The following is a 17,555-nucleotide window of genomic DNA, read 5'->3' on the forward strand; positions in this document are numbered from 1 at the left end:
TTTTATGCTTTCTTCTTAATAGCCCAGCCTGAGTAGACGCGGTGGTGTGATTTGTTCCTCCTCCGCGTGTTGGTTCAGTGATGAGCTAACGAATTGGGAGTGCATCTGTATAGGTGCATAAATCACCGTTAGGAGGTTTTACAATGGCTCTTCTTATCGAAGGCAAAAAACAGATCGTAGCTGAAGTAACTGAAGTTGCTTCTACTGCGTATGCTGCTGTTGTTGCTGACTATCAAGGTTTAACTGTTGAGCAATTAACTGCTCTACGTGTTGAAGCTCGTAAACTAGGTGTTGCTACTCGCGTAGTTCGTAACACTTTGGCTAAACGTGCTCTTCAAGATACTCAATTCAATATCTTGAGCGACAACCTTGTTGGCCCAACAATCTTAGCTTTCTCAACTTCTGAAGACGACATGGGCGCAGCTGCTCGTTTGTTCGAAGAATTTGCTAAAACTAATAAAGCATTTGAACTTAAAGCTGCTGCATTTGACGGTAAAGTTTATCAAGGTGCTGAAGTTAGCGTTATCGCGAACCTTCCAAACCAAGAGAAAGCGCTTACTATGCTTGCAAACGTTCTTCAAGCTCCTATTTCGAAATTGGGTCGCCTTATTACAGCGCTCAAAGAGAAAAACGAGTCAGAAGCTGCTTAAGCTTAAATCAATTTACACACCATTCAATACCCATTTGGAGTTACTCTCATGGCTTTAACAAACGAAGAAATCTTAAACGCAGTTGCTGAAAAAACTGTTCTTGAACTTGTTGAACTTATTTCTGCTTTCGAAGAAAAATTCAACGTATCTGCTGCTGCTGTAGCAGTTGCTGCTGCTCCTGGCGCTGCTGGTGCTGCTGCTGAAGAACAATCAGAATTCAACGTTGAGTTGACTTCTTTCGGTGCTAACAAAGTTGCTGTAATTAAAGCAGTTCGTGAAGCTACTGGCCTTGGTCTTAAAGAAGCTAAAGATCTTGTTGAAAGCGCTCCTTCAGTTCTTAAAGAAGGCGTTTCTAAAGAAGAAGGCGAAGAACTTAAGAAAAAACTTGAAGAAGCTGGTGCTACAGTTACACTTAAGTAATCTTAAGGGGAGTCGATTTTTTTATAATCGGCTCCAAAAAATGGCTGGTGGCCCTTGGGTCATCAGCCTTTTTGCGTTACAATAATCGGCTCGATTTTTGTTTGCATGATATAAAAATCATACAAATTAAAAATAATTTATAAAACCAAACGCTTACCAATATTTTTCAGTAAAAAATATTGTTAAGCGTTTTAATACCACTAAAAATTGCAGCATTTGTGAAAGTGGTGGCCATATCGGCCTGCGTAATTCCTTCTAAGTTCGTTCTGCAGGCGGACTTAGTTTACTTTCCGAGGACTCCAGATGGCATACTCATATACCGAAAAGAAACGGATCCGTAAGAATTTTGGTAAATTGCCCAAGGTAATGGATGTTCCGTACTTGCTCGCGATTCAAGTCGACTCGTACCGAACTTTCCTTCAAGACGGCAAAACTCCAAAAAACCGCGAAGATATCGGTCTCCAAGCCGCATTTCGTTCAGTTTTTCCTATTGAAAGTTATTCTGGCAATGCTGCTTTAGAATTTGTTGAGTATAGTCTTGGTAAGCCTGAATTTGATGTGCGCGAATGTATTCTTCGTGGCTCAACTTATGCGGCGCCAATGCGTGTAAAAATTCGTCTGATCATTAAAGATCGCGAAACTAAAACAATCAAAGATGTGCGTGAGCAAGAAGTCTACATGGGTGAAATGCCACTTATGACAGACAATGGTACCTTTGTAATCAATGGTACTGAGCGTGTAATCGTATCTCAATTACACCGTTCACCAGGTGTATTCTTTGACCACGATAAAGGCAAAACTCACTCTAGCGGTAAAGTTCTTTATTCTGCTCGTATCATTCCTTACCGTGGTTCATGGCTAGACTTTGAATTCGATGCAAAAGATCTTGTCTATGTTCGTATTGACCGTCGTCGTAAATTACTTGCGACTGTTGTGCTTCGTGCCTTGGGTTATAACAACGAACAAATCCTAGACATGTTCTACGAAAAAGTACCTGTATATCTTGATATGGGTAGCTATCAAATTGACTTGGTTCCAGAACGTCTACGTGGCGAAATGGCACAGTTTGATATCGTGGGTACAGACGGTAAAACAATTGTTGAACAAGGTAAACGTATTAACGCGCGCCATGTTCGTCAAATGGAAGCAGCAGGTCTTGAAAAACTTTCTGTTCCTGATGAATACCTATATGAACGTATTGTTGCTGAAGATGTAACGTTACGTGATGGCGAAGTTGTTGCGGCAAATACCGTGCTTAGCCATGAAATTATGGTGAAATTGGCTGAAGGCGGCGTTAAACAATTCAACGTACTTTATACCAATGATATCGACCGTGGTCCATTCATTGCGGATTCTTTACGTGCAGATACTACAACTGGTCGTGAAGAAGCACTTGTAGAAATCTACAAAGTGATGCGTCCGGGTGAGCCACCAACAAAAGAAGCTGCTGAAAACTTATTCAACAACTTGTTCTTCTCTTCTGAACGTTATGACTTATCACCAGTAGGTCGTATGAAGTTCAACCGTCGTTTGGGTCGTCCTTACGAAGTGGGTACGGATCAGAAGTCTCGTGAAGTTGAAGGCATTCTTTCGAACGAAGACATCACTGATGTATTGAAAACATTAGTTGAAATCCGCAACGGTAAAGGTGAAGTCGACGATATCGATCACTTGGGTAACCGTCGTGTTCGTTCTGTTGGTGAAATGACAGAAAACCAATTCCGTGTTGGTCTAGTTCGTGTTGAACGTGCTGTTAAAGAACGTTTATCTCAAGCTGAAACTGATAACTTGTCTCCGCAAGATTTAATCAATGCGAAACCAGTTGCTGCGGCAATCAAAGAATTCTTTGGTTCAAGCCAGTTGTCTCAGTTCATGGACCAAAACAACCCATTGTCTGAAATTACACACAAACGTCGTGTATCAGCATTGGGCCCAGGTGGTTTGACTCGTGAACGTGCGGGCTTCGAAGTACGTGACGTACATCAAACTCACTACGGTCGTGTATGTCCAATTGAGACTCCTGAAGGTCCAAACATTGGTTTGATCAACTCACTTTCTGTTTATGCGAAATGTAATAACTTCGGTTTCTTGGAAACTCCATACCGTAAAGTTGTTGATGGTCGTGTAACGGATGACGTTGAATACCTTTCTGCGATTGAAGAAGTAGGTACTGTGATTGCACAGGCCGATTCTGGTATCGATAAAGACGGTAACTTAACTGAAGAATTCGTATCTGTACGTCACCAAGGTGAATTCGTACGTATTCCACCAGAAAAAGTAACGCATATGGATGTATCTGCTCAGCAGGTGGTATCTGTAGCGGCATCACTTATTCCGTTCCTTGAACACGATGATGCCAACCGTGCATTGATGGGTTCAAACATGCAGCGTCAGGCTGTTCCTACATTACGTGCTGACAAACCGCTTGTTGGTACAGGTATGGAAGCAAACGTAGCGCATGACTCGGGTGTGTGTGTACTTGCGAAACGTGGTGGTCGTATTGAGTTCGTTGATGCTTCTCGTGTCGTTATTCGTGTAAACGAAGAAGAGATGGTGGCAGGCGAAGCAGGTGTAGATATCTACAACCTGATCAAATACACCCGTTCGAACCAAAATACATGTATCAACCAAAACGTTGTTGTACGTTTAGGTGACAAAGTTGCACGTGGTGACGTTCTTGCTGATGGTCCATCAACAGATGGCGGTGAATTGGCATTGGGTCAAAACATGCGTGTAGCGTTCATGACTTGGAACGGTTATAACTACGAAGACTCGATCTTACTTTCAGAGCGTGTACTTCAAGAAGATCGTTTAACGTCTATCCACATCCAAGAGCTTTCATGTGTTGCACGTGATACCAAATTGGGTGCTGAAGAAATTACAGCGGATATCCCGAACGTGGGTGAAGCTGCACTTTCTAAATTGGATGAATCAGGTATCGTTTATATCGGTGCTGAAGTTACTGCGGGTGACATTCTTGTCGGTAAAGTAACGCCTAAAGGTGAAACGCAGTTAACTCCGGAAGAAAAATTGCTTCGTGCAATCTTCGGTGAAAAAGCGGCTGACGTAAAAGACTCTTCATTACGCGTATCTTCATCTGTGAAAGGTACTGTAATTGACGTTCAAGTATTTACACGTGACGGTCTTGAAAAAGACGAACGTGCTCAAGCAATTGAGAAAGCACAACTTGATGCTTACCGTAAAGACTTGAAAGAAGAATACAAAATCTTCGAAGAAGCGGCTCGTGAACGTATTGTTCGTCTATTGAAAGGTCAAGAATCTAACGGTGGCGGTACAACTAAACGCGGTGACAAATTAACTGAAGAGTTATTGTCTGGTCTTGAGTTGGTTGATCTTATTGAAATCCAACCAGTCGACGAAGCGATTGCTGAACGTTTAACTCAAATTCAAGTGTTCTTGAAAGAGAAGAGCCTTGAAATTGACGAGAAATTTGCAGAGAAAAAACGCAAACTTTCTACAGGTGATGAACTGACAACTGGCGTATTGAAAGTTGTTAAAGTTTACTTGGCTGTAAAACGTCGCATCCAACCGGGTGATAAAATGGCGGGTCGTCACGGTAACAAAGGTGTTGTATCTAACATCTTACCTGTAGAAGACATGCCACACGATGCAAACGGTGTTCCAGTTGATGTTGTACTTAACCCACTGGGTGTACCATCACGTATGAACGTGGGTCAGATTCTTGAAACTCACTTAGGTATGGCAGCTAAAGGTCTTGGCGATCAAATCGACAAGATGATGAAAGAGCAACGTACTGTACTTGAGCTTCGTGATTTCTTAGACAAGATTTACAACAAAGTTGGTGGCGAACAAGAAGATCTTGATAGCTTGACTGATGAAGAAATCTTGGTGCTTTCAGGTAACTTGCGTAAAGGTGTTCCTTTAGCAACACCAGTATTTGATGGTGCTGAAGAATCACAAATTAAAGAATTGTTAGAACTTGGTGGCATTTCACGTACTGGTCAAACAGTATTGTATGATGGTCGTACAGGTGAACGTTTTGACCGTCCAGTAACTGTAGGTTACATGTACATGTTGAAACTGAACCACTTGGTTGACGACAAGATGCATGCGCGTTCTACTGGTTCTTACTCTCTAGTAACGCAGCAACCGCTTGGTGGTAAAGCACAATTCGGTGGTCAGCGTTTCGGTGAGATGGAAGTATGGGCACTCGAAGCTTACGGTGCAGCATACACACTTCAAGAAATGCTTACTGTGAAGTCGGATGACGTTGAAGGTCGTACCCGTATCTATAAGAACATTGTAGATGGTAACCATTACATGGACCCAGGTATGCCTGAATCGTTCAACGTATTGACCAAAGAGATCCGTTCTTTAGGTATCAACATTGAACTGAAAAATGGTGACTAATTAGCTCCATTGAATCTCCCTTGCGAAGCAGTGCTTCTCACCTCTTTAATCAAGAGGGGCAAGGGGGATTTCTCAGTTAAAAAACAATATTTGTGACCCAGTTGTGAAGTGAAAATCTCCACAACACACGGAGAAAAAAATTGAAAGACTTGCTCGATATCATGCGCAAAAAGACGGATTCAGACGGTCATGCTCCTGTAGAGTTTGATCGCATCCGTATTGGTCTTGCGTCACCAGAAATGATTAAGTCGTGGTCTCATGGTGAAGTTAAAAAGCCTGAAACCATTAACTACCGTACGTTCAAACCTGAACGTGATGGTTTATTCTGTGCCAAAATCTTTGGTCCAGTAAAAGATTACGAATGCTTGTGTGGTAAATACAAGCGTATGAAATACAAGGGCGTCATTTGTGAAAAATGTGGCGTTGAAGTAACAACTGCAAAAGTACGTCGTGAGCGTATGGGTCATATTGACCTTGCTTCTCCAGTTGCGCATATTTGGTTCTTAAAATCACTTCCTAGCCGTATTGGTCTGCTTTTAGACATGACTTTACGTGATATCGAACGTGTATTGTATTTCGAATCATACGTTGTAACTGACCCAGGTATGACTCCACTTGAGAAATACCAACTTCTAAACGATGAAGAATACTTCACGGCTTTAGAAGAACACGGTGATGAATTCACTGCGAAAATGGGTGCAGAAGCAGTTCAAGATTTGTTGAAAGACATCGATCTTGAAGCTGAAATTTCACGTCTTCGTGAAGAAATTCCAAATACAACTTCAGAAACGAAGCTGAAAAAAGCCTCTAAACGTCTGAAATTGATGGAAGCGTTCAAAGAGTCGAACAACAAGCCAGAATGGATGGTGATGAATGTACTTCCAGTACTTCCACCTGATCTTCGTCCGTTGGTTCCTCTAGAAGGTGGTCGTTTTGCGACTTCTGACTTGAACGATCTTTACCGTCGTGTAATCAACCGTAACAACCGTTTAAAACGTCTTCTAGACCTTGCAGCACCAGACATTATCGTACGTAACGAAAAACGTATGTTACAAGAGTCTGTAGATGCATTGCTTGATAACGGTCGTCGTGGTCGCGCAATTACCGGTTCGAACAAACGTCCTCTTAAATCTTTGGCAGACATGATCAAAGGTAAACAAGGTCGTTTCCGTCAAAACTTATTGGGTAAACGTGTCGATTACTCTGGTCGTTCGGTAATTACTGTAGGTCCAACTTTACGTCTGCACCAATGTGGTCTTCCGAAAAAAATGGCGCTTGAATTATTCAAACCATTCATTTTCGCGAAACTACAAGCGTCTGGCCAAGCGACAACCATTAAAGCTGCGAAAAAAATGGTTGAGCGTGAAACTCCAGAAGTTTGGGATGTACTTGCTCACGTAATTCGTCAACATCCAGTGATGTTGAACCGTGCGCCTACACTTCACCGTTTGGGTCTTCAAGCATTTGAACCAACCCTGATTGAAGGTAAAGCAATCCGTCTTCATCCGTTAGTTTGTGCGGCATTTAACGCCGACTTCGACGGTGACCAAATGGCGGTACACGTACCATTAACACTTGAAGCTCAGTTAGAAGCTCGTGCGTTAATGATGTCAACAAACAACATTCTTTCTCCTGCGAACGGTGAGCCAATCATCGTACCTTCTCAGGACGTTGTCTTAGGCTTGTACTACATCACTCGTGATGCGATCAATGCCAAAGGTGAAGGCATGGTGTTTGCGGATACTGACGAAGTAAACCGTGCACTTGCAACAGGTCAAGTTGATTTACACGCTCGCGTAAAAGCACGTGTACACCAAACTGTCATTGACGAAAATGGTAACCGTGAACAACAAACCATTGTTGTAGACACAACTCCAGGTCGTTGTTTACTTTGGGAAGTTGTACCTGAAGGTATGGATTTCCAACAAATCAACGTTGAGATGACGAAAAAGAACATCTCTAAATTGATCAACTCTTGCTATCGTAAATTAGGTCTAAAAGATACTGTTATCTTCGCTGACCAATTGATGTACTTGGGCTTCCGTCAAGCGACTCACTCAGGTGTGTCTGTTGGTATGGAAGACATGTTGATTCCGCCACAAAAACAAGCAATTATCGAAAAAGCTGAAGTTGAAGTTCGCGAAATTGAACAACAATTTGAACAAGGTTTCGTAACTGCCGGCGAACGTTATAACAAAGTTGTCGATATTTGGGCGCGTACAAACGACCAAGTAGCGAAAGCGATGATGGACAACTTATCTTTCACTACTGTTAAAAACAAACAGGGTGAAGACGAGAAACAAAAATCATTCAACTCGATCTATATGATGTCTGACTCAGGTGCCCGTGGTTCGGCAGCTCAGATTCGTCAGTTAGCGGGTATGCGTGGTTTGATGGCGAAACCAGATGGTTCGATCATTGAAACACCAATTAAAGCAAACTTCCGTGAAGGTTTGACTGTACTTCAGTACTTCATTTCAACACACGGTGCACGTAAAGGTTTGGCCGATACTGCATTGAAAACTGCGAACTCAGGTTACTTGACTCGTCGTTTGGTTGACGTTGCACAAGACTTGGTAATTACTGAGCCAGATTGTGGTACTTTCGACGGTCTTGTAATGACTCCGTTCATTCAAGGTGGCGATGTCATCGAGAACTTAGGTACTCGAGTATTGGGTCGTGTACTTGCTGAAGATGCGAAGAAACCAGGTTCGGATGATGTGATTCTTCCACGTAATACTTTAATCGACGAAAAACTTGCAAACTACTTAGAAGAGCAAGGTGTCGATGAAGTGAAAGTACGTTCAGTTGTAAACTGTGAATCTACTTTCGGTGTATGTGCGAAATGTTACGGTCGTGACCTTGCTCGCGGTCACTTGGTGAATCCAGGTGAATCTGTGGGTGTAATGGCTGCTCAATCAATTGGCGAGCCAGGTACACAGTTAACAATGCGTACGTTCCACGTAGGTGGTGCTGCGAGCCGAACTTCTGCTGCTAACAGCGTACAAGTTCGTAACAAAGGTACAGTACGTTTCCACAATGTGAAAACAGTACAACACGCTAAAGGTCACTTGGTATCAACTTCACGTTCAGGTGAAATCGGTATCGCAGATGACATCGGTCGTGAACGCGAACGTTACAAAATTCCATACGGTGCTTCAATCATCATTAAAGATGGCGAAGCTGTGGAAGCTAGCGGTATCGTAGCGACTTGGGATCCGCATACACATCCACTTGTTACCGAAGTTGCAGGTAAAGTGCGTTTCAGCCAAATCGCTGATGGCGTAACTGTGACATCGAAAACTGATGATGCAACAGGTATGACTACAATCGAAATCTTACCAGTGACTTCACGTCCTGCGTCAGGTAAAGATATGCGTCCAGCGGTTGTATTGGATACAACTGATGGTGGCGAACAGTTCTACTTCTTGCCACAAAATACGATTCTGACTGTTCGTGATGGCGAAACAATTGGTGTCGGTGACGTAATTGGTCGTGTACCACAAGAATCTTCACGTACTCGTGATATTACCGGTGGTCTTCCACGCGTAGCTGACTTGTTCGAAGCACGTAAACCGAAAGAACACGCGATCCTTGCTGAAATTTCAGGTATCGTAAGCTTCGGTAAAGAGACCAAAGGTAAGAACCGTCTTGTGATTACTCCGGATGATGGCTCTGAGATTTACGAAGAGCTAATTCCGAAATGGCGTACGATTAACGTGTTCGAAGGCGAGCATGTGAACCGTGGTGAAACCATTTCTGATGGTCCGCAAAACCCACACGACATCTTACGTTTGAAAGGCGAAGTTGCACTGACAAACTACATCGTGAACGAAGTTCAGGACGTATACCGTCTGCAAGGTGTAAAAATCAACGACAAGCACATTGAAGTGATCGTACGTCAAATGCTTCGTAAAGTTGAAATCACTGACGGTGGTGATACAAGCTTCATCAAAGGCGAGCAAGTGGAATACATCCGCGTTGTTCAAGAAAACCAAGCTGTGGCAGCTCAGAACAAGTTCCCAGCGAAGTTTGAACGTCAATTGATGGGTATTACCAAAGCGTCGCTTTCTACTGACTCGTTCATTTCTGCTGCATCGTTCCAGGAAACAACTCGTGTGTTAACTGAAGCTGCTGTAACAGGTAAAGAAGATGAATTACGTGGTCTGAAAGAAAACGTGGTTGTAGGCCGTCTGATCCCAGCGGGTACAGGTTTGGCATACCACTTAGAACGTCGTCGTCAAGAGTCTGAAGCTGCAGAGCTTGAGCTTCACAATGACTTCTCTGATGTAGATCAAGCGTTAAGCCAAGCATTTAGCGATGAATTTAACGGTCTTTAATTAGCCCTTAAATCATTCCAAAAAAGCCACCTTCGGGTGGCTTTTTTTATGTGGATGAATTGAAAATTAAAGCTTTCCTAATATTGAAATATTTCCTATAGTAAAAATAGAACATAACAAATCTCTTGATTTTTAAACTTAAACATAACGGGGTCTTTTGATGAAATTCACACAGCAATTATTCGCAGTTTCTGCATTATTCAGCTCATTGACAGCGATTGCTGCACCTATGCCCAATTCGATTGTGGTAGAAGATAAAGCTGTAGTTCCAGTACTAAAAACAGAAGTGATTCGCCGTGTTGCAGGTCAAGAACCTGTACGCCAAGTAACTGCAACAGTGTTAGAAATGACCAATAAAGGTCAGGATATCGTGGCACGTGAAATTGAACTTTCAGATCACCAAAGTGATTTTTCTGAAAAGAAATTATCGATTCCAGTAGTACAACGTGGTGGTGTCATCATCCCGACTTCTAAAATTGAAACCAAGACTACGGTGAAGCAGGACGGTCAGATTATTCGTCAAAACACCAATATTGATGCAGAAGGTGTAGAGTTTAAGAAAGGGCAGGAACCGATTAAACGCACGCTAAAACTAGATCAGGTAACAGATCCAGAAAGCAAAGCCAAACTCTCTCATGCTGTGCTGACTGAAAATGGTGAAACAACAAAAGATTTGATGATTTTGGATGAAAACCCTGAGTGATTCGTGAGCGATTAGGCGTGGTTTTTTACAAAATGCAGCATTTATGCTCCAAGCCGTAACAAGCTATGTTTAATTGTTTCATATAATGGTTTTAGAATCATAGGTATTGAAGAAGACAAGGTACATCACAATGAAAAAAGTAATGAGCGTATGCGCAGTCGCGATGATGTCGACCCTAATGCTTGCTGGTTGTGAAAGCATGTCGCCAAATGAACAACGTATTGGTGCTGCAGCTTTAGGTGGTGCCATTGGTGGTGGTGTGGGTAATAACGTCGGTGGTGGTGTAGGTGCAGCCGTTGGTGGTGGTGCTGGTGCAGCTGTCGGTAGTAAAACTCAAAACGGTTCAAACCGAAATGCCACATATAGTGGTGTAGGTGGTGCGATTGGTTCTGCAGTCGGTAAAAGTATCTTTGGTGGTAACACCGGTGCTGCGATTGGTGGTGCAATCGGTGGTGGCGCAGGTGCTGCAATTGAGCAAAATCGCTAATCCAATCCGCTAAAATTGAATGAAAAGGCGCTTAAAGATAAGCGCCTTTTTTATTTGCGTGGACGGGGTTGTTTGCGACGAATGTATAGCGTTTTTTGAATTTCAGCGATACGTAAGCCTGCTTCATCAAAAATATTTAAGCTATAGTTCCGTAAAACAGGTGCGTGGTTATCTGCTAAGTTTTTAATATGATTGATTTCATTTGGGTCGAGCTGGATGTCGGCGTATACCGTTCCACGCCCGGGAGATAAAAATTGGATATTTGCCGCTTTGTCCCACACGATATAACGTGAGCCAAGGTGATGCATCAAAATCAACATATAAAATGGGTCAACCATTGAATATAGACTACCGCCAAAATGTACACCGACAATATTTTGATTTTTTCGAGTTAATGGCATTTTGACGCGAATGTGATAATTGGCGAGATCAATTTTATCAATCGAAATGCCAGCACCTTTATAAGGGGCATAATGATTGAGTAAGAATTTAGAGACAATAGGCATTGTCATTATTTTCTGGATTATGCTCATACTGGGTCAATTTTTTTTTATGCTGAACTTTGCATACTAAATGAGTTTCCAAACTGTGGCATTGATCACATTGCCCATGTTCACAAATAAAACGTCAATTCGATGGAATCGATAAAAGGACAAGAAGAATGCAACCACTAAATACGCAATGGGTGAATACCGCAGATCAACAACGGCTCTATGTGAAGACATGGGGTGATGAAACTAAGCCGGCATTGGTTTTGGTTCATGGTTATCCTGATAATCAGGAAGTATGGGAACCGGTTATTGAACATCTTGGTTCTGAATTTTATATTGTGAGCTATGACGTGCGAGGTGCAGGGCAGTCATCTGTGCCCCGTAAAGTACGAGATTACCGTTTAGAACAACTTTCACTTGATTTAGATAGTGTGACGCAAGCGGTATTAGGCGAGCGTAGTTTTCATTTGGCCGCGCATGATTGGGGCTCTATCCAATCTTGGGAATCGGTGACTGAGCCAAAATTTCGCTCACGTATTTTGTCTTATTCAACTATTTCTGGGCCATGTTTGGATCATGCGGCATTTTTGCTCAGAAATAGCTTTAAGCATCAGCAGAAAAAATTACTCAAATTATTAAGTAAGTCATGGTACATCGGGGTATTCCAATTACCATTTTTGGCACCGACCGCGTGGCATTTTTTGAATGCTGAACGTTGGGGAAAAATTGTGAATGATTTAGAACGTACTCAAGAATTGCCTTTGAATCATAATATTCAGCATGATGGTAAACACGGTATTGCGCTTTACCGTGCTAATTTTATTCCCCGCTTAACTCAGCCTAGACAACGTCATGCCGTCTGTCCTGTACAAGCGATTGTGTTGAAACATGATAATTTTGTCAGTCCAGACTACATTAAAGAATTACCTAAATGGGTTGAAGATTTATCTGTAGTTGAAGTCAATGCCAATCATTGGGCCGTGCTGAGCCAACCCGAAAAAATTGCAAGTTACATCGCTCAATTTGCGCAATCACAGCAGCTTTAAGTAAATCGTTCAACAGTGGCAGTTTCATCGATAGGGGGCTAAATAGCGAGCAAATTCTGATAAAATACGGTTTTTTGTCAGACTCCCTTTTTTCTTATGTTTGCTATTCTTGCCGCAATTACAGTCATGTTTGGACTGTCGCTGGCACGCGTGCCTGTTGTATTTGCGCTGATCATTGGTGCAGTAACAGGTGGCTTGTTAGCTGGTCTTGGTATTCATGGCACCATCGAAGCGTTTAATAGTGGCTTAGGCAACGGTGCTCAAATCGCACTTGCTTATGGCGTGTTGGGGGCATTTGCTTTGGCACTTGCGCGTTCAGGTTTGCCAGATTTACTGGCTTATCAACTCATTACTAAACTCAAAGGTAACAGTAATGTGAAAGCCCAGAATCGCGTGAAATACGTAATTTTCGCTACTATCGCTTTAGCCGCCGTATGTTCACAAAACGTGATTCCAGTGCACATTGCGTTTATTCCAGTATTAATTCCACCATTACTCAGTGTATTTAATCATTTAAAACTTGACCGTCGTTTGATTGCTTGTGTTCTGACTTTTGGTCTTGTGGCGACTTATATGCTGGTACCTTTTGGTTTTGGTGCTATTTTCCTTAATGATATTTTAGGTCAAAACATCAATACCTTTGGTAAGCCATACGGTTTCAACATCAGCTATGATCAAATTCCAACTGCTATGGCAATTCCAGTATTTGGGATGTTTGTTGGCTTATTAATTGCTGTTTTTTATAGCTACCGTAAACCACGAGAGTATGCTGACGTTCAGGTTAAGGAATCACAGCACACCATCTCATCTGATGTAAAAGCAGATGAAAATGGTAAACCACAAGTCGCTAAATTTACTTTGATCATGGCTGCGGTTGCAGTGGTTGCTACGCTTTCTGTTCAAGTCATATCTGAGTCGATGATTTTGGCGGGTCTGGTTGGTGTTGCGATCTTAAGCTGTGCAGGTATTTTTAAGTGGAAAGAAGCCGATGATGTCATTATCAGTGGTATGCGCATGATGGCACTGGTGGGTTTCATTATGATTTCTGCGCAGGGCTTTGCATCTGTGATTGAGGCTACGAATCAAGTACCAATACTGGTACAAGCTTCGGTTGAATGGATTGGAAACAGCCGAGGTTTAGCTGCATTTTGGATGCTATTGATAGGGCTATTAATTACCTTAGGTATTGGTTCTTCATTCTCAACAATCCCAATTTTGGCCATTATTTATGTACCACTTTGTATTCAATTTGGTTTTAGCCCAGCGGCAACGATTGCCATTATTGGTACAGCAGCAGCTTTGGGAGATGCAGGTTCTCCAGCATCAGACTCAACTTTAGGGCCAACATCAGGTCTTAATATGGATGGTCAGCATGACCACATGAAAGATAGTGTGGTACCGACCTTCATTCACTACAATATTCCATTAATGATCTTTGGTTGGATTGCCGCAATGGTACTCTAAAAAATTTTCAAAGATAAATAAAAAGGCGATTATATAATCGCCTTTTTTGTTATTTAATCCTGAGGATTTTGGTTGGATTAAAATAATTCATTTTATTAATTCTGATTAAAAAGGTTGGTATATTATGAATAATAAATTAATTATAACGGTGAAAATATAAAACCAAGCATTGCACTATGATTAAAATAAATATATTTAATTAATAATAACTTATATAATAATGTAATAAATTATTAAATAATGTTATTGCATAATTTTAATACTAATGTTTAATATTAATTATTCATTCTAGAAGGTTGCTTAAAAATGTTAAAACAAGCTGCTCTTATTGCATTATTGGGTATGTCTGCTTCAGCGATGGCTGGTCAATGGCAGGTTAAAGTTGGTGGTTCTGTAATTTCTCCAACAGGTGACACTGAAACCGCATTAGGTACAGTAAAAGCGGATGATGAGTTAGCATTTACACCATCGGTTGAATATTTCTTTAATGACAACATTTCAGCTGAATTACTTTTAGCTACTCCAATTGGTCATGATGTACTTTTGGATGGTGATAAAGCTGCTAAAATTAAGCATCTTCCACCGACAATTACTGCAAAATATAACTTTAAAAATTCAACACGCTTTACACCATATATTGGTGTAGGTGGTACAGCATTTGTTGCTTGGGATGAATCTGACGCAGCTAAAAATGTAAAAGAAGATTTTGGTTTTGCAGGTCAAGTCGGCTTTAATTACCAACCAGCTGATGCGAAAAACTGGGGTGTATACTTCGATGCTCGCTATGCTCAATTAAGCCCTGAAGTGACTTTAATTGAAGAATTAGGTGGCGGTAAATTCGATTTAGATATCGATCCTATGGTGTATACAATTGGTTATAGCTACAAATTCTAAGCTTTAACTGATCTTAAAACCCTGCCGCCATTAGGCAGGGTTTTTTTTATGCAGCATATTCCATTCATCAGTTGATCGAATTGAACAAATAGGCAATAGAAAATTTAGGTGGAACTGTTAGAGTCGAAATAAATCAGCAAGTTGAAAGAAGAGAAAAGACGATGAAAAAAATTATTCAGGGTATGCTGGTCTTGGGCAGTGCTTATTTTATTTCGACAAGTTATGCCGCAAGTTTTGATTGTAAAAAGGCGAAAACCATTACCGAACATGCAGTTTGTGATAACCGGAGTATTAATGATGCCGATGTCAAAATGGCCACGACCTATACGATTATTCGTCATTTGGTTCCCATGGGGACACGTGGTGCAATTCAAGATCAACAAATAAAATGGCTACAACTACGCGATCAGTGCCGTGACAATGTCAGTTGTTTAAGTGATGTATATAAAATGCGGCAGCAAAAACTGGATCTCTACATGGACCGCGTTTATAAACAAGGACCTTTTTAAACCTTAAAATTTAGTGCGATAGAATAAAAATTTTCCATTCACACTATTGAAAAATAGTGAAGTCCCTCCATTCATATAGGCAATTGATAATTTTACTTAGTATGAACGGAGAGACTGATGAGCGAACAACAATCTCAAAAACACAGCTTCCAAGCGGAAGTGGCTCAGTTACTGCATTTAGTAACACATTCTTTATATTCAAATCCTGAAATTTTCCTTCGTGAGTTGGTATCAAACGCATCTGATGCCTGCGATAAATTACGTTTTGAAGGCATTAACCATCCTGAATATTATGAAAATGATCCAGATTTACATGTGCGTATTCATTTAAATAAAGAGCAGAAGACAATTACCATTTCGGATAATGGTATTGGTATGACACAACAAGAAGCGATTGATCATTTGGGTACGATTGCTAAGTCTGGCACTAAAGATTTTATGTCGAAGCTTACGGGTGATCAAAAGTCAGATGCACAATTGATTGGTCAATTTGGTGTGGGCTTCTATTCAGGTTTTATTGTTGCTGAAAAAATTACAGTGGAATCACGTCGTGCTGGGGTAAATGCCGCTGAAGGGGTACGTTGGGTTAGTAATGGTACAGGTGAGTTTGATGTAGAGCCAATTGATAAGGCTTCACGTGGAACCGACATCATTTTGCATTTACGCGAGGATGCTTTAGATTATTTAGATCGTTACAAAGTTAAGCAGATTATTAATAAATACTCTGATCATATTAGTTTGCCAATTGAGATGCAGAAAGAAGTTTGGCAACAAGAGGAAGCTGCCGAAGGCGAAGAAGCAAAACCTGGTCAATATGTACTGACGGATGAGTGGGAAGCGATTAACTCAGCAAGTGCATTATGGACGCGTAATAAAAATGAGATCAGTGAAGAACAATATACTGAGTTTTATAAAAACCTGAGCCATGATTTTGAAGCCCCGCTTGCATGGACACACAACCGTGTAGAGGGAAGTACGGAATATACACAGTTACTTTATATTCCATCTCGCGCACCAAGCAATATTTTCACACGTGAAGCTAAAGCAGGAATTAAGCTGTATGTGAAACGTGTATTTATCATGGATGATGCGGATAATTTGATTCCAAATTATTTACGTTTTGTTCAAGGTGTGGTTGATAGCGCAGACTTACCACTTAATGTAAGCCGTGAATTATTACAAGAAAGTCGCGACGTTAAAACGATTCGTGAAGGTAACGCCCGCCGTATTTTAACGGTGCTAGATGGTTTGGCGAAATCTGAAGATGTTGCTGATCAAGAGAAGTTTGCAAAATTCTACGCTGAGTTTGGTTCAGTCTTAAAAGAAGGCTTAGGCGAAGACATAGCGAATCGTGAGCGTATTCTAAAATTATTACGCTTTGCTTCGTCAAATAATGATGAAGTGAAAACATCATTTGCAGACTATAAAGCCAATATGAAAGAAGGCCAAAAGGCAATTTACTATGTGACTGCTGATAGTTTAAATGCTGCGAAAAACTCACCACAACTTGAATTGTTCAAGAAAAAAGGTATCGAAGTGCTGCTCATGACTGAACGAGTGGATGAGTGGGCGATGGAATTTGTTTTTGAGTTTGATGGAACACCATTACAGAATGTATCGAAAGGTGCAGTTGATTTGGGTGATCTACAAGATGCTGAAGAGAAAAAAGCACTTGAGGAAGCTGCTGAGCAGTTTAAACCTGTTGTTGAAAAACTGTCGGATGCGTTAAAAGATAAGACCTCTGAAGTGCGTGTAACAACACGTTTAGTGGACTCTCCTGCGTGTTTGGTGGTGGCTGAGGGTGAGTTATCACCGCAACTGGTTCGTATGCTGAAACAAGCAGGCCAAGCGGTTCCCGAGTCAAAACCAGTCTTGGAAATCAATCCATCCCATCCCTTGGTACAAAAATTAGAAAGTTCGGTGCAGTTTGATGACTTAGCAAATGTTATTTTTGATCAGGCGTTGATTGCTGAAGGCGGTTTACCCGAAGATCCTGCCCAATACATCAAACGGATTAACAGCTTATTGCTGAAGTAACGGTAGATATGAAATGAACCTCCTTCGGGAGGTTTTTTATTTGGTTTTTCGATAGAGCACATGAATAAAAACGTCCATGTTTCAATCTTTAAAATAGATTAAAAATAGATAATTAATCTATA

General features: G+C 41.3%; 12 protein-coding genes. 11 read left to right on the forward strand and 1 reads right to left on the reverse strand.

Annotated elements, in window-relative coordinates; all coding sequences use genetic code 11:
- Positions 1-143: 143 nt before the first annotated feature.
- The 6 genes from rplJ (at position 144) to FTU64_RS05695 (ending at position 10,992) form a co-directional block, all read left to right on the forward strand.
- On the forward strand, positions 144-650 hold the full coding sequence (rplJ, locus tag FTU64_RS05670; protein WP_111885844.1) for a 50S ribosomal protein L10: 507 nt from the start codon (positions 144-146) through the stop codon (positions 648-650).
- A 48-nt stretch (positions 651-698) separates the two neighbouring features.
- Positions 699-1,070, forward strand: coding sequence for a 50S ribosomal protein L7/L12 (gene rplL, locus FTU64_RS05675; protein WP_078189828.1), 372 nt, complete (start codon positions 699-701; stop codon positions 1,068-1,070).
- A gap of 303 nt (positions 1,071-1,373) precedes the next feature.
- A complete protein-coding gene (gene rpoB / locus FTU64_RS05680) occupies positions 1,374-5,462 on the forward strand; it encodes a DNA-directed RNA polymerase subunit beta (RefSeq protein WP_180002850.1) in 4,089 nt (1,362 codons plus the stop codon).
- 140 nt (positions 5,463-5,602) lie between these two features.
- Positions 5,603-9,802 (forward strand): DNA-directed RNA polymerase subunit beta', encoded by a 4,200-nt coding sequence (gene rpoC / locus FTU64_RS05685; RefSeq protein ID WP_180054256.1) that lies wholly within the window; start codon positions 5,603-5,605, stop codon positions 9,800-9,802.
- A 160-nt stretch (positions 9,803-9,962) separates the two neighbouring features.
- Positions 9,963-10,505 carry a hypothetical protein gene (locus tag FTU64_RS05690; RefSeq protein WP_180002852.1) on the forward strand — a complete coding sequence of 181 codons (543 nt, stop codon included), beginning with the start codon at positions 9,963-9,965 and terminating at the stop codon, positions 10,503-10,505.
- 130 nt (positions 10,506-10,635) lie between these two features.
- The gene (locus tag FTU64_RS05695; protein ID WP_078192840.1) at positions 10,636-10,992 is read left to right on the forward strand and encodes a DNA transfer protein p32; all 357 of its coding nucleotides are present in this window, start codon (positions 10,636-10,638) and stop codon (positions 10,990-10,992) included.
- 50 nt (positions 10,993-11,042) lie between these two features.
- On the opposite strand, the gene FTU64_RS05700 is transcribed toward FTU64_RS05695, so the two are convergent.
- Positions 11,043-11,525, reverse strand: coding sequence for a DUF4442 domain-containing protein (locus FTU64_RS05700; RefSeq protein ID WP_180054258.1), 483 nt, complete (start codon positions 11,523-11,525; stop codon positions 11,043-11,045).
- A 128-nt stretch (positions 11,526-11,653) separates the two neighbouring features.
- Here FTU64_RS05700 and FTU64_RS05705 point away from each other — a divergent pair, with 128 nt between their 5' ends.
- The 5 genes from FTU64_RS05705 to htpG all read left to right on the forward strand — a co-directional run bounded on the left by FTU64_RS05705 (position 11,654) and on the right by htpG (position 17,433).
- Positions 11,654-12,529: an alpha/beta fold hydrolase gene (locus FTU64_RS05705; RefSeq protein WP_180059379.1), complete on the forward strand. Its 876-nt coding sequence runs from the start codon at positions 11,654-11,656 to the stop codon at positions 12,527-12,529.
- A 96-nt stretch (positions 12,530-12,625) separates the two neighbouring features.
- Positions 12,626-13,993, forward strand: coding sequence for a Na+/H+ antiporter family protein (locus FTU64_RS05710; protein ID WP_180007047.1), 1,368 nt, complete (start codon positions 12,626-12,628; stop codon positions 13,991-13,993).
- Between the two features lie 306 nt (positions 13,994-14,299).
- A complete protein-coding gene (locus tag FTU64_RS05715) occupies positions 14,300-14,887 on the forward strand; it encodes an OmpW family protein (RefSeq protein ID WP_180059380.1) in 588 nt (195 codons plus the stop codon).
- Between the two features lie 161 nt (positions 14,888-15,048).
- Positions 15,049-15,396 (forward strand): lysozyme inhibitor LprI family protein, encoded by a 348-nt coding sequence (locus FTU64_RS05720; RefSeq protein WP_078189819.1) that lies wholly within the window; start codon positions 15,049-15,051, stop codon positions 15,394-15,396.
- 117 nt (positions 15,397-15,513) lie between these two features.
- The gene (gene htpG, locus FTU64_RS05725; protein WP_180010233.1) at positions 15,514-17,433 is read left to right on the forward strand and encodes a molecular chaperone HtpG; all 1,920 of its coding nucleotides are present in this window, start codon (positions 15,514-15,516) and stop codon (positions 17,431-17,433) included.
- Positions 17,434-17,555 lie beyond the last annotated feature (122 nt).

The organism is Acinetobacter sp. YH12128, assembly GCF_013418655.1.
Lineage (GTDB): Bacteria > Pseudomonadota > Gammaproteobacteria > Pseudomonadales > Moraxellaceae > Acinetobacter > Acinetobacter amyesii.